Origin of the sequence: Microtetraspora malaysiensis (assembly GCF_050947145.1) — a bacterium.
Lineage (GTDB): Bacteria > Actinomycetota > Actinomycetes > Streptosporangiales > Streptosporangiaceae > Microtetraspora_A > Microtetraspora_A malaysiensis.
Map to the genome: position 1 here is coordinate 5,919,625 of NZ_CP191998.1, position 24,000 is coordinate 5,943,624.

Consider the following 24,000-nt stretch of genomic DNA (forward strand, 5'->3'; position numbering starts at 1 on the left):
TCAGTCCTTCATCGGCCGGAAAACGGGGAGGTGGCGGCCGTCGGGCAGAGGCCGCCAGTCGACGCGGACGGGCAGATCGCAGGCCCAGTCGGCGTCGCCGACCAGGTTCGTGAGCATCACCGGGCCCTCGGCCAGCCGGACCCTGGCGACGACGTACGGCGGGGCCAGGCCGGGGGCCGGCGCGCGATGGACGACCGTGAAGGAGTCGACGACGCCGAGGCCGGAGACCGGCAGGAACTCCAGCTCCGCGCCTCCGCAGGCCGTACAGAGCCAGCGCGGGTAGTGCTGGCGGCGACCGCAGGCCCGGCAACTCTGGATGACGAGCCGCCGCTCCCGCGTGGCGGCCCAGAAGCCCTCCGTCACCTCATCGGACACGCTCATCGATCGACCCCGAGCAGCACGGTGGCGTGCGCGGAAAGGATGCCGCCGGTCCCGTGCGCCAGCGCGACCTCGGCGCCTTCCACCTGGCGCGGGCCGCACTCACCGCGCAGTTGCCGGACCGCCTCGACGATCAGGAGCAGGCCGAACTGGCCGGGGTGGCTGTAGGACAGACCGCCGCCACTGGTGTTGAGCGGGAACGCGCCTCCCGGCCGGATCCGGCCGTCCGAGACGAACGCGCCCGCCTCACCGGCGCCGCAGAAGCCCAGACCCTCCAGGGTGAGCAGCACCGTGATGGTGAAGGAGTCGTAGATCTGGGCGACGTCCACGTCGGCGACGGTCAGTTCCGAGCGCGCGAACGCGGCCTGCCCCGACCGGACCGCGCCGGTGACGGTCAGGTCGTCACCGGAGGTCATGGAGGTGTTGGTGACGCACTCGCCGTACCCCAGGACGCGGATCGGTGGCCGGGGTAGATCGCGCGCGCGTTCCAGCGAGGTCACCACGACGGCGCCGCCCCCATCGGTGACCAGGCAGGCGTCCGCGGTCGTCAGCGGCGACGACACCATCGGAGCGGACAGCACGTCATCGGCCGTCAGCGGTCCGGCGCCGTACCTGAAGGCCTTGGGGTTCAGCAGCGCCCACTCCCTCGCCGCGACCGCGACCTCGGCGAGCGACTCGCGCCCGGCCCCGTAGCAGTGCAGATAACGCTGCGCGGCCATCGCGTAGTAGGAGAAGGGATAAAGCGGGCCGTACGGCGTTTCGAACTGCGCCTCCGGCGTGTGATCCTCGATCACGCCTGCCAGTGACCGTGACCGCGCCGACCGCTGGTTCGATCCGTAGGAGATCACCACGGTACGGCACTGCCCCGCTTCGATGGCCTGGGCCGCGCGCGCGACGTACATCTCGAAGGCGCAGCCTCCGGCGAAGGTGGACTCCGTCCAGACGGGCTGGATGCCCAGATAGTCGGCCAACTGCGTGGCGGAGAAACGAGACACGCCCGAGGTGGCGAGCCCGTCCACGTCCGCGAGGGAGAGCCCGGCGTCGGCGAGCGCCCGGGTGACGGCCTGCGCCTGGAGTGTCAGGATCGACTTGCCCGTGACACCGAGGTCGGACTCCGCCGCCCCGGCGATGGCGACACCCGTCATCGCGCCTCCCCGCCTGCCTGCGCGGAGCCCTGTTCTCCTGGGCGGTGCCCACCGATCCGGCCGCCGACGACGTCGCCGTTCTCATTCAACGGACGCCTCCGGAAAGGAGGACAGCGCCACCTCGGCGACCCCGGTGGCGGCCACCCGGTCCGCCACCGCGGCCCACTGCTCGATCGTGACCCGCTCTCCATCGACGGCCGTGACCACGCCGGTGACGCGGACCGTCTCCCCCGCGAACACCCTCGCCGTGAGCCGGAACCGCAGCCGCCGCAGCCGGGCGGCCGGACCGAGCGAGTCCTGGACCTGCTCGGCGAGGAACGCGCCCAGCATCTGGCCGTCCACCACGGGGAGGTGGAGCCCCCGGTCCCTGAGATAGACGAGGTCGTAGTGCATCCTGTGCCAGTCCCAGGTGGCGCCCGCGTACGCGACCATGTCGGCCGCCTGGATCGTGCGCTCCAGCGCGGGGAGCGCGTCGCCGGCCTTCATTCGGCTCCCACGTAGATCAGGGTCTCCTCGTTGGTGGCCAGCAGCTCGTCGTGCTGGTTGGTGTAGACGACGCGGGAGACGACGAAGAGCTTGCCCGCCTTCTCCGTCACGCTCTCGATACGCCAGGTGGCGGTGATCACATCGTCGGGGTGGACGGGCCGATGGAAGGTGTAGTCGTTGCCGCCGCGCACCAGCCGGGCACCGGGAACGTCGATGTGCCAACTGTGCCCGGCGTATCCGTCGTCGTCGCGGGCGAGTCCGGCGTACTGGTTGGTCTCGCAGATCAACGTGGGCGGCGCGACCACGTCCCGGTAGCCGTGGGCCGCGGCGTACGCGGAGTCGCGGTAGACCGGGTTGTCGTCCCCCACGGCGAGCGCGTAGTAGCGGAACGCGGCCCGGCCCAGCGGCTCGGGCGCCGTGTAGACGGCCTCCCGCCCGACCATGGCCCTGATCTCGCCGGTCAGCAGGCCGCTCATCGCAGCGCCGCCACGGGGACGACCTCGATGAGGAACTCGGGGCGGAGCAGCGCCGAGCAGACGACGGCGCTCACCGGCGCGCGCCCGAAGTACCGCTCGCGGAGACCGGCGAGCTCGGGGTACCCCACCGCCCCCTCGGGGGTGACGTACTCGATGAGATGTGTCACGTCCCGGCCGTCGAGCCCGGCCTCGCGGAGCACCGCGGCGACGCCCGCATAGGTGAACTCCGCCTGCGCGAGGAGGTCACCCGCGAATATCGCCTTCTGCGTGGCGGGTTCGAGTGCGCCGAACCCCGACATGAAGAGCATCTCACCGGCCGCGAGGCCCGGTTTGTAGGTCAACGACTCGTACCGCCGCCAGCCGGGGTTGACGGTGCGCAGCGGGGCGCGTGAGGCGATCGCCTGCAGGGACACCAGCGCCCCGGGCAGCAGCGGCTGGTCGACGAGGATGCCGGCCGCTCCGGGGAACACGGCCACGCCGTCGGTTCCCGTCCCGCCGAGGACCTCGCGCCGGGGCCGCCCGCAGCGCGGATACTCGGCGCGGGTCGCGGTCGTGGTGTAGTCGACGGTACGCACGAGCGCGCCGGGGCCGAGTCCCGCCGCCTTCAGCAGGCCGGCGGCGCGGTCCAGGCAATAGCGGTACTGCGCGCGGAAGTCGCCCGGGTGGACGAGCCCGCCGGCGTCACACGGCGCGATGCCCGGCAGGTAGACGACATCGCCGGCGATCATGAGGGATCCGCGGTGGAATCCCGTGTCGGGATGAGCCTCGACCGGTTCGCCGCCACCCGGGTACGCGGTCAGTTCGACCGCGTACGGCTCCGCGGCGTCGAGCAGCGCCGCCACGGGGACGGTCGCCACCGGTACGGCGTGGCCGCCGAGGAACCGCTCCCTGGCCGCGGTGACCCCGTCGTAGCCGGCCAGCGCCGCCGCGGTGACGTACTCGACGATGTGCACCACGTCGGCGACGTCGAGGCCCGCCGTGCGGAGCCCGGCCACCGCGCCGGTGTAGCCGGGGGCGGCGGGCAGATGGACGGTCATCAGATCCTCTCCTGTTCTGATCGCCCGTGGTCTCGGACCGGTCGTGGGCGACGCCGCCCGCACCGCCTCTCGCACCACCGCCCGCACCGTGCGACCGTGCCCGCCGGAGCCGGCGGGGGCCGTCAGCGCCTCCGTCAGCGCGGTCATGAGCGGGGTGAGCGACGGCTGGGCGGCCAGGTCGGCCACGATCGCCGCCACACGCCCGGCGGCGGGGCCACCACCGAGGTTCGCCAGTGCCTTGGCCCGCACGAGGTCGTCGAGGCCGGGGTCTTCAGGGCCGCCTCCGCTGCGCGGCACGTCGGCCGCCACCCGTGAGCCGTCGGCGAGCAGCGCGCTCACCCTGCCCGGCTGGTCGGCCGCCGCCCCGCCGAAGTCGGTGATCTCGTGCCGTACCCGGGCGGCGAGCGACGCCAGGTCCTCCCGTTCCAGGTCGTCGAAGGTGGCCACGGTGACCGCGCCATCGATCAGCATCGCGGCCAGGCACCAGGGCAGGGAGAACTTCGCGGCGTACGGCGAGGCGGGCCGCTCCTTGCCGGGTCCGCACACGAACTGGGCGGCGTCCGGATGGATCTGGACGATGACCTCGTCGACCGCCCGCCCTGCGACGCGCGGACGCAACGCCGCCGCCGCGTCGAGGGGGGCGTGGCTGAGCTGGCACGCCGGGTACGGCTTGACGGTGATCCTGGTCAGCTCCCAGCGTTCCCCCAGCCCGGCGACGACCGTCCCGCCGTCGATCCGCCGGCCGGCCAGCACGCCGTACAGGCCGTACTCGCCCTCGAACACGCTCGCGGGTCCGGTGGCGCCGCGCGCGGCCAGCCGCGCCGCCAGCACGCCGCCGTGCGCGGCGAAGCCGGGATGGAGCCGCTTCGTCGAGGCGCCGGTGTTGATGAACTCCATCAGACCGCCCGTCTGACTGCCCGCGATGCCGAGCGCCTGCACGACCTGGTCGGGGACAAGGCCGTACAGGCGGGCCGCAGCCAGCGCGGCGGCGAACACGCCGCACACCGACGTGGCGTGCAGCCCGCGCGCGTGGAAGCCGTGCGGCGCGGCGGCCCCGAGCCGGCAGATCGTCTCCAGCCCCACGACCGCCGCCGTCAGCACCTCCGCTCCGCTCGCGCCGGTCTCCTCGCCGACAGCCAGTACGGCGGGCAGCACCGGTGCGGTGGCATGGACCAGTCCGGCGGCGTGGGTGTCGTCGAAGTCCAGCGCGTGGACGAGCGTCCCGTTGGCCAGCGCGGCGGCGGGGGCTCCCACCTTGGGGCCGCCCCGGAGGACGGACGCCTCGGGTGGGCCGCCGAGATCCGCCGCCACCGCGAGGGCGGGCTCGGCGGCGCGGTATCTGACCGCGGCCGCCGCTGTGCCCAGGCCGTCGAGCAGGTGCCGCAGCGCCGCCGCCCGCACCGGCTCCGGCACGTCAGCGAGGCGCAGTTCCGTCGCCCAGCGGGCGAGCTCCTGCGCGACGGTCCTATCGGTCCTGCCGGTCCTATCGGTCCTGCCGGTCCCGCCGGTCGGCTCGGTCACGACACGGCCTCGCCGGCGGTCCGCCGGTGGCCGAAGGCTCCGCCGTCTCGCAGCGCTTCGATCCTCTCCCGGTCGTAGCCGAGCAGGTCGCCCAGCACGTACCCGGCGTCCTCGTTCCTGCGCGGGGCACGGCGGTAGCCGGGCCGCAGGTCACCCACCCGCACGGGTGACGCCAGGTTCCGCAGCGTGCCGTAGCGGGGGTGTTCGGTGGTCACGATGAGGTCGCGCGCGATGGTGTGCGGCTCGGCCAGGGCGCGCTCGACGGTGTTGACCCTGCCGCAGGGCACCCCTGCCGGAGTCAGCTCGGCAAGCCAATCGACGGTGGTGCGGGTCGTGAAGATGTCCTCCAGCAGGGGCAGCAGCTCGGCTGCCAGCTCCCCGCGCCGGGCGAAGGTGGCGTACGGCGAGTCCGGCTCGGCCCACTCGGGGTGGCCGAGGACCGACGCGAGCCGCCGCCAGAACTTCTCCTTCGCGCACCCCACCACCATCCAGCCGTCCGAGGTGCGGAAGACCTGGAACGGCACCAGCGACGGGTGGGCTGAGTGCCGGGTGCGCACCGGGACGTGGCCCGCGTTGAGGTGCCACACCCCGAGATAGGTGAGCAACGAGATCGCCGTGTCGTACAGCGAGACGTCGCAGTCCATCCCCGTCCCGTCGCGTCGTGCCGCGTGCAGCCCGGCCAGCAGCGCGAGCGCCGCCACGAACCCGCCGGAGTAGTCGACCATCGACAGCCCTGACTTGGCCGGTGGCCCGTCGGGCTCGCCGGTCACGTCCATCCACCCGGCCAGGCCTTGCAGGATGTAGTCGTAGCCGGGCTCGTTCGCTCGCGGTCCGGTCATGCCGAAACCGGTCAGCGAGCAGCACACGATCTTGGGGTTGAGGTGCTTGAGCGCGTCGTAGGTGATCCCGATCTTCTCCGGCACGTCGCCCCGCAGGTTGGAGTAGACCGCGTCCGCACCGCGTACCAGGTCGTCGAACACGTCACGGCCCGCGGGGGTCGTGATGTCCAGCGACAGCGACCGCTTGTTGCGGTTGAACGCCTCGAAGAACAGCGAATCCTCGCCTTCGGCGTAGGGCGGCACGTAGCGGCCGACGTCACCTCCGGACGTCGGTTCCTCGATCTTGATGACCTCGGCGCCGAGGTCGGCCAGGTGCAGCGAGCCGAAGGGGCCGGCGCCGTACTGCTCGAGGCTGATGATCCGTACGCCGTGCAGGGGGCGGTTCATGTCAGGCCTCCGATGAGCTCGATGATCCGTTCCTGGGCACGCCGGGTCTCCTCAGCCGAGATGCCGTGGGTGGGCGGGGTGAGCTTGACGGTGTCGGCCAGGCCCTCGTAGGCGGCGAGTTTCTCTCGGACCTGGGCCGCCGTACCCGACAGGGTGAGCCGGTCGACCATGTGGTCGGGGACGACGTCGGCGAGGTGGTCGGCTCCCGCCCCGCCCGTGAACGCCCCGACGACCGCGGCCTGCTCGGCGGCGAGGCCGTGGAAGTCGAAGAAGTCGGCGTAGGTCCGCACCGAGGCGTAGAAGCCGACCAGCCCGGCGGCCCTGCGACGCGCCGCGTGGGGGTCGTCGTCGATGGAGCAGCAGGCCGAGACCACGACGTCGAGATCGCTCCGCTTCCTGTCCGCGCCGGCCAGGCCCTCCTCGATCCAGGGCAGCAGCCGTTCGCGCAGGTAGTCGGGCGAGCACAGCTCGTGGGAGATCCAGCCGTCGGCCGTCCTGCCCGCCATCCGGGTCATCGCGGGGCCGACGGCGGCGACGTAGACCGGGATGCGGTTCCGGGTGATCGGGAAGGGCCGCTGATATCCGCGGATCCGCATGCTCTGCCGGCGCCCCGCCAGCTCGATCGGCTCTCCGGAGCCGCAGTCCGCGACGAACCGCCGCACGCACGCGACGGTCTCGCGCAGCCGCTCGACCGGCTTGTCCCAGTGGACGCCGTGCCAGTCTTCGTTCAGTCTCCGGACGCCGCTGCCGAGGCCGAGGATGAACCGTCCGCCCGACACCTCGTCCAGGTCGAGCGCCTCCAAGGCGGTGGTCATGGGGCTGCGGGTGAAGGCCAGCGCGATGGCGGTGCCGACCCGCGCCGTGCTCGTGGCGGCGGCGAGCACGGCGGCGGTGATCGTCGCGCTGCGGTGCAGTTCGGGCACCCACAGCACCTCGGCGCCGGCCTCCTCCGCGGCCTTCCCGGCGGCGGCGAGCTCGTCAAGGGTCTCCCCCCAGGGGCCGTAGGTGATCCTCATGTGAGCGGACCGGTCTTGGCGACGGGGAAGTAGTCCTTGTCGTGGGGCGCGTCACGACGGTAGATCATGACGCTGCGCCGCCAGGACATGATCTCGTCGCCGGCCTGGTTCAGCCCTCGCGTACGGCACGTCACGATCCCGGCGTAGGGCCGCGAACGCGACTCGCGCTTGTCCAGCACGATCGACTCGGCGTAGACGGTGTCCCCGACGAACACGGGGTGGCTGAGCTTGATCTCCTCCCAGCCCAGGTTCATCACGGCGTTCTGGCTCATGTCGGAGACCGAGATGCCCAGCACCACCGCCACCGACAGGCCCGAGTTGACGATCACCTTGCCGTACGGCGCGCGGGCGGCGAAGTCGGCGTTGAAATGGTTCTGGTTGGTGTTCATCGTCAGCAGCGTGAACCACGTGTTGTCCGCCTCGGTGATCGTGCGGCCCAGCGGGTGCTGGTAGACGTCCCCGACCTCGAAGTCCTCGTAGTACCGGCCTGGCCTGGCCTGGTGCAGTGCCACATCGTTCCTTCCGTCAACGGGGTTCACGCACTTCCCGCGTCCCGACCGGAGTGCTACTTTCCAGTTATAGGAACGCAATTTCATTTTGGGAAGGCCCATGCCGAACCTTTCGCATCCCGCCTCGTACCGTGCCCTCGCGCTGCAGATCGCCACGCACTCGGTGAGCGGGATGTCCATGGACGACGCCCGCGCATCCATGAGGAACGCCGTTTCACGGATCGCCGTACAGGTCGGCGGGTCGAAGCAGTGGATAGGACCCGATCTCCGCCTGGTCGTGCTCCCGGAGTACGCGCTGACCGGGTTCCCGCTGGGCGAACCGATCCCCGCCTGGCGGGACAAGGCGGCGCTGGAACCGGGCGGCCCGGAGTACGAGGCGCTCGCCGCCATCGCCCGGGACCAGGACGTCTACCTGGCGGGCAACGCCTACGAGAGCGACGAGCACTTCCCCGACCTGTACTTCCAGACGTCGTTCGTCATCGACTCGGCGGGCGAGACCGTGCTCCGCTGCCGGCGGCTGTACTCGATGTACTCGCCCACGCCGTTCGACGTATGGGACCGATACCTCGACGTCTACGGACCCGACGCCCTGCTGCCCGTCGCACGCACGCCGATCGGCAATCTGGCCGCCATCTCCTCCGAGGAGATCCTCTACCCCGAGCTGGCCCGATCCCTCGCCCTGCGCGGCGCGGAGGTGCTCTGCCATCCCACCTCGGAGTCCTCGAGCCCGCTCCTCACGCCGAAGGCGATCGCCCGCCGGGCACGTGCCGTCGAGAACCTCGCCTACGTGGTCTCCGCCAACAGCGGCGGTCTCATCGGGACCCCGATCCCGGCCGACTCCACGTCCGGCGGCTCCGAGCTGATCGACTTCGAGGGGCGGGTGCTGGCTCAGGCGGGCCCCGGGGAGAGCCTGGTGGCGGCCGCCGAACTCGACCTCGGCGCGCTCCGGCGCTACCGCCGCCGCCCCGGCATGGGCAACCTGCTCGCCCGCGCCAAACCCGCGCTGTGGGCGACCGAGTACGCCCGGCACGAAGGTGAGCGGCCCAACGAACTCGACGGGAAGGTGCCGGACCGCGCGTGGTTCAAGGAGCGCCAGGTCGAGACGATCACACGCCTACGGGCGGCGGGGGTGATCGCGTGACCGTCGGGGCGTACCAGGTTCGGGATCCGCGCACCGGCGAGATCGAGCGGGCCCTGCGCCCGCCCACGTCCGCCGAGCTGGGCGATCTCGTAGCCCGGCTGCGCGCCGCCCAACCCCGCTGGACGGCGCGCACGCCGGAGCGGCGCGCGACGGCGCTCCTGACCTGGCGAGAGGAGATCGACGCCGCACGGGACGAACTCGTGGCCGCGCTCACCGCCGACACCGGACGGCTCACCGAGTCCGTGATGGAGGTGGACGCCGTCTCGGGCATGCTGGAACGCTGGGCCGCCCAGGCGCCCGCGCTGCTGGCGCCGCCGCCTCCGCGGCAGGCGACGATCCCCGGCATCGAGATCCGCGGCGACGGCGTGCCCTATCCGCTCGTCGGCGTGATCAGCCCGTGGAACTTCCCGCTGCTTCTCGGGTTGATCGACGCGATTCCCGCCCTGGCCGCGGGCTGTGCGGTACTGATCAAACCCAGCGAGGTGACACCCCGTTTCATCGCCCCCCTGATGACGACCGTCGCCCGGGTGCCTGAGCTCGCCGAGGTCGTCGCGATGGTCGAGGGCGACGGCGCCACAGGCGCGGCCATCGTGAACCTCGTGGACGCCGTCGCCTTCACCGGCAGCGTCCCGACCGGGCGAACCGTGGCCGCGGCCGCGGCCACGGCGTTCATCCCGGCCTTCCTGGAGCTGGGCGGTAAGGATCCCGCGATCGTCCTGGCCGGCGCCGATCTCGACCGGGCCAGCTCCTCCATCCTGTGGGGGGCGACCACCAACGCGGGACAGTCATGCCTGTCGATCGAGCGGGTGTACGTCGAGGACTCCGCGTACGACGAGTTCCTGCGCATGCTCGTCGAGAAGGCCGAGCGGCTCAGGCCGGCCTACCCGGAGCCGGGTGACGGCCAGGTCGGCCCCGTGATCGATCTGGCGCAGGCGGTGGTCATCGAGCGGCATCTCGCCGACGCCCTGGAGAAGGGGGCGGTCGTTCGGTGCGGAGGACAGGTGGAACGGCTCGGCGGTGGCCGTTGGTGCAGGCCGACCGTCCTGACCGACGTCGATCACGACATGCTGGTCATGACCGAGGAGACGTTCGGTCCCATCGTGCCGGTCATGCGCGTCCGTGACGCCGACCACGCGGTGGAGCTGGCCAACGATTCGGCGTACGGGCTGTCCGCCGCGGTCTTCGCCGCCGACACCGCCACGGCGATGGCCGCCGCGGATCGGCTGCGTGTCGGCGCGGTCAGCGTCAACGACTCCGCGCTCACCGCGTTCGTCCACGAGGGAGAGAAGAACTCTTTCAACGCGTCCGGGCTGGGCGGTTCGCGGATGGGTCCCGCCTCGCTGAGCCGTTTCCTCCGCCGCCGCTCCTATCTGGTCAACGAATCGACCCGGCCGGACCCGTGGTGGCACTGACCCGCGGTGCCACCACGTCCGCGCGGCGCGGCCCATGATCGGCGTCGTCGCCGGTGCCGACGGGATCGGCACCGGCGGTCACGAGTGAAGGACAGGAGTCCGCCGCCGCTCCGGCCTAACGCTCCGGCCTATGCGGCCGCCGAGCTCTTCTCGGCGCCCGGCCGGACCGCCGCGGCCTTGGGGAAGAGGCGGCCGCGCAGGCAGACGAAGAAGAGGACCAAGGCGACGGTGAGCAGGATGTGCCCCATCCCGGCAATACCGGCGATCGCGGCACCGGTCTCCTTGCCCAGGACGGTCATGGTGCCGTGCACGGTCATGATCGTGGCCGTCAGCGCGAGCCCGGCGTTGTAGACCCAGAAGAACCAGGTGAACGCCCTGCTCTCGGACAGGGCGAACACGCGCTCGAACAAGATCATGATGAGGAAGAACACCATGCCCAGCACCAGGAAGTGGGTGTGGACGACGGAGAGTTGCGTCTCACCGGTGAAGTTCTTCATCTTGGTCAGGTCGCGGTAATAGAGCCCGCCGGCGAGCCCGAGGACCATGTAGACGAGGGCCGCGTAATAGAGCTTCTTCATAGATTTCTCCTTCTCGGGGGATCGTCGCCAGGGGGTCGCCGGATGACGGCTCCCCGCGTAGCACAGGCACAATGCCACACACAGGGCAGTGCCAAGGCCGACGTCCACGCCCACAGGCTTTCGGGTACGGCGCGAGAGGGCATCCGCCCCAGGAGGTGTTACGGCGTACAACCACCGTGGTACCTGCGATCCCGTCCTGCCCCCGGGACCGCCGCCGCTCATTGACGGAGCCGGCCGAGGTAGGCGGCCTGGACCCTGGGGTCGCCCCGCAGCTCGGCGCCGGTACCCTCGACGACCACGCGGCCGCGCTCCAGCACGTACCCGCGATCGGCGAGCCGGAGCGCGGTGCCGGCCTGCTGCTCCACGAGCAGGACGGTCAGGCCGCGTTCGTCGTGCAGCCGCTTGAGGTGGTCGAAGAGCTCCGCGACCTTGAGCGGGGCCAGGCCGAGAGACGGCTCGTCCAGCATGAGCAGCCGGGGGCCCGCCATCAGCGCGCGGGCGATCGCGAGCATCTGGGCCTCTCCACCGGACAGTGTGCCCGCGAGCTGGGAGCCGCGCTCGGCCAGCCGTGGGAAGATCTCCAACATCTCCTCGCGCCTGCGGGCCGCCTCCGCCCGGCGGCGCCGGATCGGGAACGCTCCCAGGGCGAGGTTCTCCAGGACGGTGTGGTCGGGGAAGATCTGCCGGCCTTCGGGCACGTGGCCGAGCCCCAGGCCGGCACGGCGCCAGCCGGGCACGTCGACCAGATCCCGACCGGCGAACCGTATCCGTCCGGACAGCGGTGTGAGCAGCCCGGACACGGTCTTCATCGTGGTCGTCTTGCCGGCCCCGTTGGGCCCGAGCAACACCACGAACTCCCCTTCGTCGACGTGCAGGTCGAGCCCGTCGAGAGCGCGCACTCCCCCGTAGGCCGCGGTCATCCCCGATACTTCGAGCAGCACGCTCACGACGCCTCCTCCACCGGTTCGGAACGGCCGAGGTACGCCTCGAGCACCGCCGCCGAGGTGCGCACCCTCTTCGGGCTGCCGCGCTCGATCACCTTTCCGCTCTCCAGAACGGTGAGCTCGTCGCAGAGCCCCATCACGAAGTCGACGTCATGCTCGATGAGCACGACCGCGAGACCTCGCGCGCGTAGCACCCGGCACAGCCGTGCCAGGGCGTCGAGCTCATCGGACGTCAGGCCCGTGGCGGGCTCGTCCAGGATGAGCACCTTCGGCCGGCCGGCCACGGCGCGCACTACTTCGAGCAGCCGCTTCTGGCCGTGTGACAGCGAGGACGCGAGCAGGTCGGCGCGGGACGCGAGCCCGGCGAAGGCGAGCAGTTCCCTGGCCTCCTCGCGCTCGGCGCGGTCCTGCCTGCGGTAGGAGGGCGCGCGCACCACCGCCCCCACCCAGGAGTAGCTCTCCCTCATCCGCATGCCGGTGAGCACGTTGTCGAGCACGCTGACCCTCTCGAAGAGGTGCGGGACCTGGAAGACCCGGGTCACCCCCGCGCGCGCGACGCGGTGGGCGGAGTGGGGGGCCTCCGCACCGAAGATCCGTACCTGTCCGTGGTCGATCCGGTGATAACGCGTGAGGCAGGAGACGAGCGTGGACTTCCCGGACCCGTTGGGCCCGATGATCCCGTGGACCGTGCCCGGCATGATCCGAACGTCGACGCCGTCGAGGGCGCGCACGCCTCCGAAGTGCTTCGCGATGCCGGAGCCTTCGAGCGCGGCCACCCCGTCGGGGACGTCGCGCACCTCCGGCACCACATCGGGGACCTCGTCGGGCAGCGTCTCGTCCCCTGCGGGGAACGGCCGGTCACGGCCCATCCTGGACGCCTTCCAGGTGCCCACGATGCCCCGCGGGATCACCATCATGGCGGCCAGCAGCAGGACTCCCAGCACCAGCGTGGTGTACCGCGCCTGGTCTTTGATGAGCTCGACGAGAACCGCGACGAACGCGACGCCGACCACCGGACCGATCAGCGTGGAGATGCCGCCGAGGAACAGGCCGACGAAGAAGACGATCCCGTTGTCGAGCAGGCCGACGTCGGGGTTGATGAACCCGAGCTGCAACGCGTACAGCCCGCCGGACAGCCCGGCGACGCCGCCGCACACGCCGAAGAGCAGGAGCTTGGCACGAGCGGGTGAGATGCCCATCGCCGAGGCGGTGTCGGAGGACTCGCGCACCGCCATCGAGGCCCGGCCGGCACCGCTGTGTACGAAGTTGCGCTGCAGGATGTACGCGAGGGCGAGACAGGCAAGCACCACGTAATAGAAGGACTGTTTCGACATGAGCTCGCCGCCCAGCGTGGGGGCGATGCCGCTGACGCCGACGACGCCGCCGGTGACGGGCTCCCACTCGCGGCCGATCTCGACGACGATCAGGTTGGCGGCCAGTGTGATCATGCCGAAGTAGAGATAGGTCGCCCGCAGGCTGACCAACAGGACCAGCGTCGCGACGACGGTTCCGACGGCCACCGAGGCGAGGATGCCGAGCAGCCACGAGCCGCTCAGCTTGACCACGATGTACCCGGTGGCGCACCCCCCGGCGAGCTGCAGGCCGGAATGCAGCATCGACAGCATCCCCCCATAGCCCATCGACAGGTTGAGGGAGACGGTCAGGATCGCGCTGATCGCGGCCGAAGCGACGATGCCGTCGTAGTAGGAGGCGTTGTAGCTGTAGTAGTCGGTGATCGCCGGCCAGGCGAGCAGCACCGCGATCGCGGCGACCGCGAGACCGCCCAGGATCACGCGGCGCGCTCGGTGATACGCCGCAGAGTCGAACACAGAGCCCTGACGAGCCGTCCTGTCACCGGGCTCGACGTGAGTAGGTGGGGCGGACATCGCCATCGCATGCGCCTCCGTGGAATCGCCGAACGGCACGGACGGGGGTCGCGGAGAAGTCGCCCCGGGCCCGCCTGACCGCTCCTCCGGATTGTTCATGGGTGACGCCGCGTTCCGATAGTCGGAACGCGGCTTCAGGCCGCGATCGTTGAGCCGGACCCTCCGGCAGGTACGGTCAGGCCCGGCGCGCGTACCGCCCGCCGGGCTCCCCCACGACGTCACCGTCACGGAAGCGCACCTGGCCGCCGACGACCGTGGTCACCGGCCAGCCGGTCAGGTCGACACCCTCGAACGGGGTGTGGTCCTGCCCGGAGAGACACGTCTCGACGGTCACCGTCTGGGTCAGCTCGGGGTCGACCACGGTCAGGTCGGCATCGAAGCCGACGGCGAGGCTGCCCTTGCGGCCCCACAGGTTGTACGCCCGCGCCGGGTTCGCCGAGGCCAGCTCCGCCACGCGGGCGAGGGAGATCCCGCGCTTGAGGTGCCCCTCGGAGAAGAGGACCGGGTAGAGCAGGGCGGTGCCGCCGAAGCCGGGACGCGCCGGCCAGAGTTCGTCGCCCTTCTCCGCCTCCATGCAGCAGGCGTGGTCGGAGGCCACCCAGTCGATCGTGCCATCGGCGGCGTGCCGCCACAGGGCCTCGTTGTCGGCCTTGGTGCGGATCGGCGGGTTGACCTTCCCGCCGAGGCCGCCCGCGGCGTCGAGGCTCTCATGGTCGAGACACAGGTGGTGCAGCGTGGTCTCCGCGCGCATGTCCACCGCGCCGAACGACCTACGGGCCAGCATGACCGCGTCGACCGCGTCACCGCTGGACAGGTGCAGAAGGTTCAGGTTCGTCCCGGTGTGGCTCGCCAGCGTGGTGGCCTCGCCGATGGCCACCCGCTCGGTCAGCGGCGGGCGTCCCTCGTGGTAGGCGCGCAGCGTCTGCGGATCGCCGTTCGCGCGGACCCGGTCGATGAACACGCGCATCAGCTCGGACTGCTCGCAGTGCAGCGAGACCGAAAGCCGCAGGCCGGGGTCGGCCTGCTGCACCGCGCTCACCTGCTCCATGAGGAGGTAGAGGTGGCCGAGGTCGTACTCGTCACCCATGGTGAAGGAACGGGCGTCCCGGCTGTTCGCAGCCAGGTCGAAGCCCTTGTAGAACATGTAGTACTTGAACGACGAGACGCCGTGCTCCTTGATGAGGAACGGGATCTCGGCGATCTGGTCCACCGTCATCGGCGCGAGGTGGAAGCCGTAGTCGGTCCAGGCACGTCCCGCGACCGCGTCGAGGACCTCGGGGAAGATGTCCCGGTACGACCCCGTACGGTCGAGGTAGTGCGAACCGGTGCGGAAGTAGGACAGCACGGTCGTGGCGCCGCCGACGAGAGAGGATCGGGTCTCCTCGAAGGCGTCGAGGGCCAGGTCGCGGTAGATACCGAGATGGAAGTGAGCGTCGACGGCCCCGGGAAGGACCACCTTCCCCCTGGCGTCGACGACCTCCGCGGCGTCGGAGACGGGGATGTCGTCCGCGAGCGCGGCGACCTTCCCCCCGGATACGGCCAGATCGGCGCGGACCTCCCCGTGGTACGGAAGAACGACGACGCCACCCTTGACAAGCAATTCGTATCGGGTCATACGCGACGGCCCACCGGCTGGCGGCCGTCACCCCCTTTCTGATCCGGTCCATCTCGACGGACAGCCGTCACCTCTGCCTCTCCGGAGGGCGAAATACGAAGCGGGCTTGTTCCGCATACGGTAACGCTGTTTCAATAGCTTGGAAAGCCCCGGCCGAACATGAGGATCCGCCTTCGGGGAGGCGTCCCGCCCAGAGCAACGGACACATTTCGAGGAGGCCGTTTCGTGGAGGCAGAGCAGATCGTTCCGGGGGAACGATCGGCGACGGCCGGTCAGCCGGACACGCCGACGGGGCCGCTGACCGGCGTCGTGGTCGTGGACGCGGCCACCCTGTTCGCCGGACCGCTGGCCGCGACGATCCTGGGGGACTACGGCGCCGACGTCGTCAAGGTGGAACACCCCGACCGAGGAGATCCCTCCCGCACCCACGGCGCGAGCAAGGACGGGATCGGGCTGTGGTGGAAGATGCTCGGCCGCAACAAACGCACGGTCACCGCCAACATCGGCAGGCCCGAGGGCGCCGATCTGCTCAAGCGGCTACTCGCCCGAGCCGACGTGCTCATCGAGAACTTCCGTCCCGGCACGCTGGAGCGGTGGGGCCTGTCGCCGCGGACCCTGCTGGAGATGAACCCGCGGCTGGTCATCGCGCGGGTCACCGGCTTCGGCCAGTTCGGCCCGTACGCGAAGCGACCCGGGTTCGGCACGCTCGCCGAGTCGATGAGCGGCTTCGCCGCCGTCACCGGGGAGCCCGGCGGACCACCTACGCTGCCCCCGTTCGGGCTGGCCGACGGCGTCTCCGCCCTCACCTGCGTGAACGCGATCATGATGGCGCTGCACCACCGCGACAGGCCGGGAGGCGGCGGCCGGGGACAGGTGATCGACCTGGCCATCGTCGAGCCGCTCCTCACACTTCTCGGCCCGCAGCCTCTCGTCTGGGACCAGCTCGGCCAGGTCCAGCCGCGTACCGGCAACCGCTCGGTCAACAACGCCCCGCGCAACACGTACCGGACGCGGGACGGCCGCTGGGTGGCGGTGTCCACCTCGGCCGACTCGATCGCGGAGCGCGTGATGCGCCTCGTCGGGCACCCCGAGGTGATCGGCGAGCCGTGGTTCGCCTCTGGCGCCGGCCGGGCCGAGCACGCCGACCTGCTCGACGGGCACGTCGGCGCGTGGATCTCTCGGCAGGACCTCGCCACGGTGGTCGCGGAGTTCGAGAAGGCGGAGGCCGCGATCGCACCCGTCTACGACATCCGTGACGTGTTCACCGACCCGCAGTACCAGGCGCTCGACACGATCACCACGGTCGACGACGAGGATCTCGGGCCGCTGCGCATGCAGAACGTACTCTTCCGGCTCTCCGAGACACCGGGGTCGATCAGGTGGACGGGTCGCGCACGCGGCGCCGACAACGAGGAGGTGTGGGGTGGTCTCGGCGTGAGCGCCGCCGAGCTGGCCGCCCTGCGGGACAAAGGAGTCGTGTGATGTCGTTGTGGCGGCATGTCGACGGGGCCAGGATCGTCGATCTCGCACAGCCGATGCGCACCGGGATGCCTCAGTCGCCCAACCATCCGCGGTTCAGGATGGTCATCGAGCGCAGGCACGGTGACATGGTCCGCGAGGACGGTGGCTCGGCCGCCAACGAGGTGATCCTCACCGGCGGGCACGTGGGCACCCACGTCGACGCCCTCGGCCACGTCTCCCAGGACGGCTACGTGTACGGCAGGGTCGAGGCCGCGGGAATCCAGTCGCACCAGGGCCTCTCCCGGTACGGGATCGAGGCCTTCAGTCCGTACGTCGGACGCGGCGTGCTGCTCGACGTGGCCGCCGTACACGGGGTCGACGTGCTGCCGCCCGGTTACGAGGTGACGCCCGACGACCTGGAGACCGCGCGGCGGCAGGCCGGTGTGGAGATCCGCCGCGGCGACGCCGTACTGATCGGAACCGGCTGGTCGCGCGAGTGGGACCGGCCGGTCCGGTTCGTCGGCGACGAGGGCGGCGTGCCCGGCCCCGGCCCGGATGCGGCCCGCTGGCTGGTCGGCCACGGGGTCGCGGTGGCCGGAGGCGAGACCATCGCCTTCGAGCGGATCGCGCCCGGCCGCGGTCACGCGACGCTGCCCGTGCACCGGATCCTGCTCGTCGAGGCGGGCGTGCACATCGTCGAGACGATGCGCCTGACCGAGCTGCTCGGCCTCGGTACGGCGGAGTTCCTGCTGGTGCTCAACCCCCTGCCCGTCGTGGGCGCCACCGGCGCTCCGGTACGACCGCTCGCGGTGCTGGCCGCATGACCGTCGTCTCGGCGCTGGCCGAATTCGCCGCCGCCGGCCGTACGGGGCTGCCGAAGCCCGTCGTCGCCGACGTCACCGGACGCGTGCTCGACACCTTCGGAAACTGCCTCGCCGCACAGGAGCTCACCGACCCGTCCGAACCGCACGAGGCGGTGCTGCGGATGGCCGAACGATGGGGCGGCGCAGGCGGCTCCTCCGTCATCGGCCGCGGACTGTCCCTGCCCGCGCCCTCGGCGGCACTGGTCAACGGCACCCTCGCGCACGCGCTCGACTTCGACGACACCCATCTGCCGTCGGTGCTCCACCCGTCGGCGTCGGTGGTCCCCGCCACCCTGTCAGTGGCGGAGGCGGTGGGCGCCTCCGGCGTCGAGCTGTGCCAGGCCGTGGCGGTGGGCGACGAGATCACCAACCGGCTCGGGATGGCCGCCTACCTCCCCGAGCTGCGCAACTCCCTCTTCTTCGAGAAGGGCTGGCACGCCACCTCGATCTGCGGGACGATCGGCGCCGCCGCCGGCTGCGCCCTGCTGATGGGGCTCTCCGCGGACGGCATCGCCCACGCCATGGGCATCGCGGCCAGCATGGGAGCGGGCGTCATCGAGGCCAACCGCACCGGCGGCACCGTCAAGCGGGTGCACTGCGGCTGGGCCGCGCACGCCGGTGTCGTCGCCGCCACCATGGCCGCCGAGGGGGTGACAGGACCGCCGACGGTCTTCGAAGGACGCTTCGGCTTCTTCGAGGCGTTCCTCGAGGGGCGTTACGACGTGCACGCGATCACCGACGGGCTCGGCGAGCGGTGGGAGCTGCTGCGCACGGTGTACAAGCCCTACCCTTCGAACCATTTCACCCACCCCGGCATCGACGCCGCGCTCGCGCTCCGCGCCCGGGGGCTGCGGCCCGAGGACGTGGCGGAGATCGAGCTGGGCGTGGCCGCCGCGCCGCTGCGCACGATCGGGGAGCCGTACGAGGAAAAGGTGCGGCCGCGCACGCCGTACCATGCCAAGTTCTCCGGGCCGTACACCGTGGCCAGCGCGCTGATCGGAGGCGGCGGCCTCGGCCTGCACCTCGACGACTTCGCCGAGTCCGCCTTCCGGGACGAGCGGAGGCTGGCGCTGGCCGCCAAAATCAGGGTCGTGGCCGACGAGGAGTGCTCCGAGGAGTTCCCCCTGGCCTTCTCCGCGGTACTGCGGGTCCGCACCGTCGACGGGAGCGACCTGGAGCACCGTGTCCACTCCTCGCGCGGCGGCCCCGAGCACCCGCTGACCTTCGACGAGTTGCGGACGAAGTACGCGCTCAACGCCGCCCGGGTGCTGCCGTACGAGGCGGCTGAGGCGCTGGCGAGTGAGGTACGTGGGCTCGAGGAGCGCGGCACCGTCGCCGGCCTCCTCGACACCGCCCTGATCATGCGCGCGTGAGCCGCGAGCCGGAAACGGGACGGCTCCGGCTCGAGACGGGGAGGTGGCCGGGCATCGGTCGCATGGCGCCGATCGCCCCCGTCGTGTACGGGATCAGCCAGATCGCCCAGACGACCAGGCAAGACCGCACTGGCCCACCGGCATGACGTCATCGGCCGTCCCGATGTGACCTGGCGGCTGGCCCCTGCCTCCGGCCGACCCGAGGAGCCCGCCGCCTGGCACCGCCACGACCACGTGCCCGGCGAGGACGATCATCGGCAGGCGCAGTGCTCACCTGGGCGGACACCGTCGTTTGCGGCTGGTGGTTCGAGCCTTACCGACACCCCCGATCGGGCGCCAAGAGCCAAGTTGTTGACTTGGCATCAAAGTCGAGCTTATTTTGTTGACACATCATCAGTGCTGGGTGTCACGGCCGAGAGCCCATCGCTGAAGACGACGGCTGTAGGGGTCGGACAGCGCCGAATGGAGACAGCTAGTGAGGCCCGTACAGCCCGGCAGCTGTGTCCTCGATGCCGCGTGGCCTCCCCCGGGCGGCGCGGTTGGCAGTCCCGCCCCGCGGAACTGCCCTCAGTGGCTGACGAAAGGAATCTCCACATGGATCCGCACGTCACTCCCTACATCGGACTCGACGCCCTGCTCACCCCGCAGCGCTCGGTGCTGTTGCTGATCGATCACCAAGGAGCGCAGTTCGCCGGACTGCAAAGTCATGACGCCAATCTGGTGATCAACAACGTGACGGCGCTGGCCAAAGGGGCGAAGCTGTTTGGCATCCCGACCATCCTGAGCACCGTGGTCGAAGACCGTGGTGGCCGCATCATCCGTCAGATCCAGGAAGTCTTCCCTGAGCAAAAGCCCATCGACCGCACCACCATCAACACCTGGGAGGACCCCCGGGTAGTCCAGGCCGTCGCGGACACCGGGCGCAAGGACCTCATCATCGCCGGCCTGTGGACTGACATCTGCCTGGCCTTCCCGGCGATCCACGCACTCGCCGACGGCTACCGGGTCTTCGCGGTCACCGATGCCTCGGGAGCCACCTCCTTGGAGGCGCACGAGCGTGGGGTCCAGCGCATGGTGCAGGCGGGCGTGATCCCCACCACGACGGCGACGGTTCTGGGGGAGCTGCAGCGTGACTGGGCACGAGAGGAGACCGTCCCGGGTATCGCCGACATTTTCCTCTCTCACGGAGGCAGTTTCGGGGCCGCGCTGGCCTGGGAGTTCCAGCTGCTCGGCGCAGACGCCACGTGACAAGAGCCTGGTCTGCCCAGGCAGGATGGCGCCATCTCGAACGAAGGAGCGCGCATGAGGATCACGGTAATCGGGCGGGGGCGGGTCGGAGGCGGTCTGGCGAGGCTGTGGGCCGACGCCGGTCATCAGGTCACCGTACTTGGCCGTGACGGCGGCGACGCAGGTGACGCCGAGGTCGTCGTGGTGGCGGTCCCGGGCCAGACGGCCGGAGAGGCGCTGGGCCGGGTGTCCGGGCTGAACGGGCAGGTGACGATCGACACCACCAACATGTACGTACCACGGACGAGCGAGCACCCGTCGCTGGCCCACGAGGTCAAATCCGTCATCGGAGGTCCGACCGCCAAGTCGTTCTCCACCAACTTCGCCGCCCTGTATGACGAGATCGCCAAACAGCAGGTCAGGCCGAGCAACCTGTACGCCGCCGACGACGCCGCCAAGGCGGTGACGGAACAGCTGGTCAGGGACGCCGGCTACGACCCCGTCTTCGTCGGGGATCTGGACCAAGCGGCCCGCCTGCTGGAGGATGGCTCGGCGTTGACCCGGGCCATTGCCGCCCAGCTCGGCCCTCATTTCTACCGCTACGGGAGTCCCGGCCAGTTTTGATCTCGCTACGCTCGGACGTCCTCATGACACGGCTGAGCCGGCCGGTTCATTGTCATGGGGCGTCCGGGCGGACGCGAGCCGTACGGCTGACCGGCAATGGCTGTTCAACCAGGCCGGAGACCGGGGCGGGCCAACTTCCCGGCGGAGCCGTTCGGCCGGTGCGCGGCCGATTCGCGTTCGAGTGCGGCGAGCATGCGATCGAGGAATCCTTCGAGCACCCGCATCTCCCCCGGGGCCAAGGGGTCGAAGAACAGCCGTCGCACGGTCTCCACATGCTGAGGTGCGGCTGCTTCGATGGCGTCACGTCCGTGCCGGGTCAGCCGTATCATCGCTCCGCGGGCGTCGCCCGGGCACGCTTCCCGGGTCACCAGCCCGCGCTTCTCCATGCGTGTGAGCTGATGGGAGAGCCGACTGCGTTCCCAGCCGACCTCTAGCCCCAGTTCCCGGAATCTCAGCACGCCCTCGGGTGACTCCGACAGCGGCGCAAGGAGTGCGTAGTCCGCGCCGGACAAACCCGAATCGCGTGCCAGCTGCCGGTCTTGCGCGAGCTGCAACTCCCGCCGCAGCGTCCGGTATTTCTCCCAGACGGCGGCCTCTTCGGGGGTAAGCCAGGGAGGTTCGCCCATCACCCCACACTACCATATTGTTGTTATGTCATATAACGGAGCGTAACGAGGGGTGTGGCAAGCCCGCCGGGCAGAAGATCGCCGGCTTCGCCCACGCCAAGCTCCGCGGCCCTGGCGAGCGGGCCACTGGGGGAGTCGCAGAGGTCGTTTCGTGCGCGGTCGAGAAGGCGGCACACGCAGCCGCGATCTCCCCTGAACTTCTGCATGCTGTTCTGCATGGTCTGACTGCGCGCCTGCGACTTGGATTGAGCGCACGGGGACAGGCGTCGGGCCTGTCCATCCAGGTCAGGAGTGACCATGACCACCATCAGGAACATCGTGCTGGTGCACGGTGGCTTCGTGGACGGATCCGGCTGGCAGGGCGTCTACGACGAGCTGACCAGGGACGGCTTCCGCGTCCACGTCGTGCAGAACCCGACGCTGTCGCTGGAGGACGACGTCGCGGTGACCCGCCGGGTCCTGGACTCGCTCGACGGCCCGGCCGTCCTGGTCGGCCACTCCTACGGCGGGGTCGTCATCACCGAGGCGGGCACCCACCCCAACGTCGCCTCACTCGCCTACATCGCCGCCTTCGCCGCCGACAAGGGCGAGTCGGTCAACGCCATCATCGCCGACCCGCCCCCCGGCGCGCCCGTGCCGCCGATCCTGCCCCCGGCCGAGGGGTTCCTGTTCCTCGACCGCGACAAGTTCCACGGCTCGTTCGCCGCAGACCTGCCCGCCCAGACCGCCGCGTTCATGGCCGACTCCCAGGTCCCCTGGGGCGTGGACGCCCTCGGCGGGACGGTCACCGAGCCCGCCTGGCGGCACAAGCCCGCCTGGTACCTGGTGGCCACCGAGGACCGCATGATCCCGCCCCCGGCCCAACGCGCGATGGCCGAACGCGCGAACGCGACCGTCGTCGAGGTCATCGGCAGCCACGCCGTGTACGTCTCCCAGCCCGCCGCCGTCGCCGACCTCATCCGCCAGGCCGCAGCCTGACCATTTCCCGGCCCGGCCCTCGGCCTGCGGGGGCCGGCGCCACCCACCTTTCCGGGAGGCGTCCTGAAGTCGATCGACGGGCCGATCGTGCTGGTCGCGCACTCGTACAGCGGAGCGGTGATCACCAACCGCTCACAGCTGTGGCAGGAGGACGAGCGCGTCGCCGACGCGGTGCGCAGGCTCACCGCGCTGAAACCGGCCGGCGTGGACACCATCGCCGACCCGACGGTGATCGGACTGGGCCGCGACGTGGCCCGCATCGCGAAAGTCAACGCCCTGGTCGGCATCAGCATCATCGCGGCGACCGGCATCTACACCCACATCCGCGACGCGGTCCTCCCGGCACTGCGCCAGGCCGGGGTCACCGACGAGCAGCTCGGCACCATGCTGATCGACAACCCGGGCCGCTACTTCACCTGAACGCCGCCCCGGCACCGCCGGGGCAGCGTTCTCCCTCTCAGGAGTCCTCATGAGTTTGCCGCGTCCCGGTACTCACACCGTGAGCCTTCACGGTGTCCTACAGCGCTATCACGTCGCGGGCTCCGGCCCGCTGTGCGTCGTCCACCCCGGCGGTCCCGGGCTCGGCTGGGAGTACCTGCGGATGCCGGACCTGGAAAAGCACCTGACGCTGGTCTACCTCGAACCGATCGGAACCGGCGGATCCGGGCACCTGTCCCGGCCGCAGGACTACCGCGTCGACACCTACGCCCAGTTCCTGCACGGCCTCATCGAGCACCTGAACGCGCCGAAGCCGTTCCTGCTCGGTCACTCCCACGGCGGCTTCGTCGCGCAACGCTACGCGCTCGACCACCCCGCCGCTCTCGCGGGCCTGATCCTGTACGACACCTCGCCCCAGACCGGGGAGACATTCTGGAACCAGGCGCTCACCAACCTCGACCGTCTGCCGGAGCGTCACCCCGGCCAGCCCGAGGCGGCCGCGATTCCGCAGGCGTTCCAGCAGACCCTGGCCGCCACCGACAACGAATCCTGCACGCAGGGCCTACGCGCCATACTGCCCGCCTACTTCGCCGACTACTGGGCCCACGAGGCCGACCTGGCCCCCTTGCGAGCGTCCATGCGCCTCTGGGGGGCCGGCCCGATGCGCGCGAACGAACCACCCTTCGATGTCCGCGACCTCCTGGACGCCGTCACCACGCCCACCCTGATCATCAGCGGAGCCCACGACTTCATCTGCGGCCCCGACTGGGGACGGCAGCTCCACGAGGGAATCCCCCACTCTCAGTTCGTCCTCCTGGAAAAGAGCGGCCATTTGGGGCACCTCGAAGAACCCGATGCCTTCACCCGCGCGATCACGGGCTTCACCCGTACGGTGGCGTAGCCACCTGCGGCTGCCCCCGGACGTCGGCAGGTAAGTTGAGCGCCTCAATCACGGCTCTTTAGCCGGGACAGCGACTTGCTGATGGCCGCACAAGGGTGACGCATCGCCCGGCGCGACCGAGCCCGAGCGGAGCGAGCAG

At 70.8% G+C, this 24,000-nt stretch carries 23 protein-coding genes; 10 read left to right on the top strand and 13 right to left on the bottom strand.

Annotation, left to right across the window (positions count from 1 at the left end; genetic code table 11):
• The 8 genes from ACQP1V_RS27940 to ACQP1V_RS27975 all read right to left on the bottom strand — a co-directional run bounded on the left by ACQP1V_RS27940 (window position 1) and on the right by ACQP1V_RS27975 (window position 7,797).
• On the bottom strand, window positions 1-381 hold the full coding sequence (locus ACQP1V_RS27940; protein WP_433413049.1) for a Zn-ribbon domain-containing OB-fold protein: 381 nt from the start codon (window positions 379-381) through the stop codon (window positions 1-3).
• Window positions 378-1,523: an acetyl-CoA acetyltransferase gene (locus ACQP1V_RS27945; protein WP_433413050.1), complete on the bottom strand. Its 1,146-nt coding sequence runs from the start codon at window positions 1,521-1,523 to the stop codon at window positions 378-380. Before ACQP1V_RS27945 ends, ACQP1V_RS27940 begins: the two co-directional genes overlap by 4 nt.
• 81 nt (window positions 1,524-1,604) lie before the next feature.
• On the bottom strand, window positions 1,605-2,009 hold the full coding sequence (locus ACQP1V_RS27950) for a MaoC/PaaZ C-terminal domain-containing protein (protein WP_433413051.1): 405 nt from the start codon (window positions 2,007-2,009) through the stop codon (window positions 1,605-1,607).
• Entirely contained in the window at window positions 2,006-2,485 is a 480-nt protein-coding gene (locus ACQP1V_RS27955; protein ID WP_387415434.1) for a MaoC family dehydratase, read from the bottom strand. Before ACQP1V_RS27955 ends, ACQP1V_RS27950 begins: the two co-directional genes overlap by 4 nt.
• Window positions 2,482-5,043, bottom strand: a complete 2,562-nt coding sequence (locus ACQP1V_RS27960) for an MmgE/PrpD family protein (protein ID WP_433413052.1) — start codon at window positions 5,041-5,043, stop codon at window positions 2,482-2,484. Before ACQP1V_RS27960 ends, ACQP1V_RS27955 begins: the two co-directional genes overlap by 4 nt.
• Window positions 5,040-6,269: a CaiB/BaiF CoA transferase family protein gene (locus ACQP1V_RS27965; protein ID WP_433413053.1), complete on the bottom strand. Its 1,230-nt coding sequence runs from the start codon at window positions 6,267-6,269 to the stop codon at window positions 5,040-5,042. The genes ACQP1V_RS27960 and ACQP1V_RS27965 overlap by 4 nt, the downstream gene beginning before the upstream one ends.
• Window positions 6,266-7,285: an LLM class flavin-dependent oxidoreductase gene (locus tag ACQP1V_RS27970; protein WP_433413054.1), complete on the bottom strand. Its 1,020-nt coding sequence runs from the start codon at window positions 7,283-7,285 to the stop codon at window positions 6,266-6,268. The genes ACQP1V_RS27965 and ACQP1V_RS27970 overlap by 4 nt, the downstream gene beginning before the upstream one ends.
• Window positions 7,282-7,797: a MaoC family dehydratase gene (locus ACQP1V_RS27975; RefSeq protein WP_433413055.1), complete on the bottom strand. Its 516-nt coding sequence runs from the start codon at window positions 7,795-7,797 to the stop codon at window positions 7,282-7,284. Before ACQP1V_RS27975 ends, ACQP1V_RS27970 begins: the two co-directional genes overlap by 4 nt.
• Before the next feature lie 97 nt (window positions 7,798-7,894).
• Between ACQP1V_RS27975 and ACQP1V_RS27980 the strand changes: the two genes are divergently transcribed.
• Both ACQP1V_RS27980 and ACQP1V_RS27985 read left to right on the top strand, forming a co-directional pair.
• Window positions 7,895-8,935, top strand: a complete 1,041-nt coding sequence (locus ACQP1V_RS27980) for a nitrilase-related carbon-nitrogen hydrolase (protein ID WP_433413056.1) — start codon at window positions 7,895-7,897, stop codon at window positions 8,933-8,935.
• Window positions 8,932-10,347, top strand: coding sequence for an aldehyde dehydrogenase family protein (locus ACQP1V_RS27985; protein WP_433413057.1), 1,416 nt, complete (start codon window positions 8,932-8,934; stop codon window positions 10,345-10,347). Before ACQP1V_RS27980 ends, ACQP1V_RS27985 begins: the two co-directional genes overlap by 4 nt.
• Before the next feature lie 128 nt (window positions 10,348-10,475).
• Here ACQP1V_RS27985 and ACQP1V_RS27990 read toward each other — a convergent pair whose 3' ends face one another.
• From ACQP1V_RS27990 to ACQP1V_RS28005, 4 genes are all read right to left on the bottom strand, one after another.
• Window positions 10,476-10,925: a DUF2871 domain-containing protein gene (locus ACQP1V_RS27990; protein WP_433413058.1), complete on the bottom strand. Its 450-nt coding sequence runs from the start codon at window positions 10,923-10,925 to the stop codon at window positions 10,476-10,478.
• 218 nt (window positions 10,926-11,143) lie between these two features.
• On the bottom strand, window positions 11,144-11,872 hold the full coding sequence (locus tag ACQP1V_RS27995) for an ABC transporter ATP-binding protein (protein ID WP_433413059.1): 729 nt from the start codon (window positions 11,870-11,872) through the stop codon (window positions 11,144-11,146).
• On the bottom strand, window positions 11,869-13,662 hold the full coding sequence (locus ACQP1V_RS28000) for a branched-chain amino acid ABC transporter ATP-binding protein/permease (RefSeq protein ID WP_433413060.1): 1,794 nt from the start codon (window positions 13,660-13,662) through the stop codon (window positions 11,869-11,871). The genes ACQP1V_RS27995 and ACQP1V_RS28000 overlap by 4 nt, the downstream gene beginning before the upstream one ends.
• 268 nt (window positions 13,663-13,930) lie before the next feature.
• Entirely contained in the window at window positions 13,931-15,370 is a 1,440-nt protein-coding gene (locus ACQP1V_RS28005; RefSeq protein ID WP_433413061.1) for a dihydroorotase, read from the bottom strand.
• 225 nt (window positions 15,371-15,595) lie between these two features.
• Between ACQP1V_RS28005 and ACQP1V_RS28010 the strand changes: the two genes are divergently transcribed.
• The 5 genes from ACQP1V_RS28010 (at window position 15,596) to ACQP1V_RS28030 (ending at window position 20,918) form a co-directional block, all read left to right on the top strand.
• Window positions 15,596-16,852 carry a CaiB/BaiF CoA transferase family protein gene (locus ACQP1V_RS28010; protein ID WP_433413062.1) on the top strand — a complete coding sequence of 419 codons (1,257 nt, stop codon included), beginning with the start codon at window positions 15,596-15,598 and terminating at the stop codon, window positions 16,850-16,852.
• A complete protein-coding gene (locus ACQP1V_RS28015) occupies window positions 16,852-17,655 on the top strand; it encodes a cyclase family protein (protein WP_387415454.1) in 804 nt (267 codons plus the stop codon). Before ACQP1V_RS28010 ends, ACQP1V_RS28015 begins: the two co-directional genes overlap by 1 nt.
• On the top strand, window positions 17,652-19,067 hold the full coding sequence (locus ACQP1V_RS28020; RefSeq protein ID WP_433413063.1) for an MmgE/PrpD family protein: 1,416 nt from the start codon (window positions 17,652-17,654) through the stop codon (window positions 19,065-19,067). Before ACQP1V_RS28015 ends, ACQP1V_RS28020 begins: the two co-directional genes overlap by 4 nt.
• A 594-nt stretch (window positions 19,068-19,661) precedes the next feature.
• On the top strand, window positions 19,662-20,315 hold the full coding sequence (locus ACQP1V_RS28025) for a hydrolase (protein ID WP_387415458.1): 654 nt from the start codon (window positions 19,662-19,664) through the stop codon (window positions 20,313-20,315).
• A 54-nt stretch (window positions 20,316-20,369) separates the two neighbouring features.
• On the top strand, window positions 20,370-20,918 hold the full coding sequence (locus ACQP1V_RS28030) for an NADPH-dependent F420 reductase (protein WP_433413064.1): 549 nt from the start codon (window positions 20,370-20,372) through the stop codon (window positions 20,916-20,918).
• A 104-nt stretch (window positions 20,919-21,022) separates the two neighbouring features.
• Here ACQP1V_RS28030 and ACQP1V_RS28035 read toward each other — a convergent pair whose 3' ends face one another.
• Entirely contained in the window at window positions 21,023-21,544 is a 522-nt protein-coding gene (locus tag ACQP1V_RS28035) for a MarR family winged helix-turn-helix transcriptional regulator (RefSeq protein WP_433413065.1), read from the bottom strand.
• A gap of 297 nt (window positions 21,545-21,841) precedes the next feature.
• On the opposite strand from ACQP1V_RS28035, the gene ACQP1V_RS28040 reads away from it, so the two are divergent.
• The 3 genes from ACQP1V_RS28040 (at window position 21,842) to ACQP1V_RS28050 (ending at window position 23,861) form a co-directional block, all read left to right on the top strand.
• Window positions 21,842-22,522, top strand: coding sequence for an alpha/beta fold hydrolase (locus ACQP1V_RS28040; RefSeq protein WP_387415464.1), 681 nt, complete (start codon window positions 21,842-21,844; stop codon window positions 22,520-22,522).
• Between the two features lie 87 nt (window positions 22,523-22,609).
• The gene (locus ACQP1V_RS28045) at window positions 22,610-22,942 is read left to right on the top strand and encodes a hypothetical protein (protein ID WP_433413066.1); all 333 of its coding nucleotides are present in this window, start codon (window positions 22,610-22,612) and stop codon (window positions 22,940-22,942) included.
• A gap of 79 nt (window positions 22,943-23,021) precedes the next feature.
• Entirely contained in the window at window positions 23,022-23,861 is an 840-nt protein-coding gene (locus ACQP1V_RS28050) for an alpha/beta fold hydrolase (protein ID WP_433413067.1), read from the top strand.
• Window positions 23,862-24,000 lie beyond the last annotated feature (139 nt).

Excerpts from the sequence above, each read along its gene's own strand:
- ACQP1V_RS27940 (WP_433413049.1), bottom strand. The coding sequence starts at position 381 with ATGAGCGTGTCCGATGAGGTGACGGAGGGCTTCTGGGCCGCCACGCGG.
- ACQP1V_RS27945 (WP_433413050.1), bottom strand. The coding sequence starts at position 1,523 with ATGACGGGTGTCGCCATCGCCGGGGCGGCGGAGTCCGACCTCGGTGTC.
- ACQP1V_RS27950 (WP_433413051.1), bottom strand. The coding sequence starts at position 2,009 with ATGAAGGCCGGCGACGCGCTCCCCGCGCTGGAGCGCACGATCCAGGCG.
- ACQP1V_RS27955 (WP_387415434.1), bottom strand. The coding sequence starts at position 2,485 with ATGAGCGGCCTGCTGACCGGCGAGATCAGGGCCATGGTCGGGCGGGAG.
- ACQP1V_RS27965 (WP_433413053.1), bottom strand. The coding sequence starts at position 6,269 with ATGAACCGCCCCCTGCACGGCGTACGGATCATCAGCCTCGAGCAGTAC.
- ACQP1V_RS27970 (WP_433413054.1), bottom strand. The coding sequence starts at position 7,285 with ATGAGGATCACCTACGGCCCCTGGGGGGAGACCCTTGACGAGCTCGCC.
- ACQP1V_RS27980 (WP_433413056.1), top strand. The coding sequence starts at position 7,895 with ATGCCGAACCTTTCGCATCCCGCCTCGTACCGTGCCCTCGCGCTGCAG.
- ACQP1V_RS27990 (WP_433413058.1), bottom strand. The coding sequence starts at position 10,925 with ATGAAGAAGCTCTATTACGCGGCCCTCGTCTACATGGTCCTCGGGCTC.
- ACQP1V_RS28005 (WP_433413061.1), bottom strand. The coding sequence starts at position 15,370 with ATGACCCGATACGAATTGCTTGTCAAGGGTGGCGTCGTCGTTCTTCCG.
- ACQP1V_RS28015 (WP_387415454.1), top strand. The coding sequence starts at position 16,852 with ATGTCGTTGTGGCGGCATGTCGACGGGGCCAGGATCGTCGATCTCGCA.
- ACQP1V_RS28020 (WP_433413063.1), top strand. The coding sequence starts at position 17,652 with ATGACCGTCGTCTCGGCGCTGGCCGAATTCGCCGCCGCCGGCCGTACG.
- ACQP1V_RS28025 (WP_387415458.1), top strand. The coding sequence starts at position 19,662 with ATGGATCCGCACGTCACTCCCTACATCGGACTCGACGCCCTGCTCACC.
- ACQP1V_RS28030 (WP_433413064.1), top strand. The coding sequence starts at position 20,370 with ATGAGGATCACGGTAATCGGGCGGGGGCGGGTCGGAGGCGGTCTGGCG.
- ACQP1V_RS28035 (WP_433413065.1), bottom strand. The coding sequence starts at position 21,544 with ATGGGCGAACCTCCCTGGCTTACCCCCGAAGAGGCCGCCGTCTGGGAG.
- ACQP1V_RS28040 (WP_387415464.1), top strand. The coding sequence starts at position 21,842 with ATGACCACCATCAGGAACATCGTGCTGGTGCACGGTGGCTTCGTGGAC.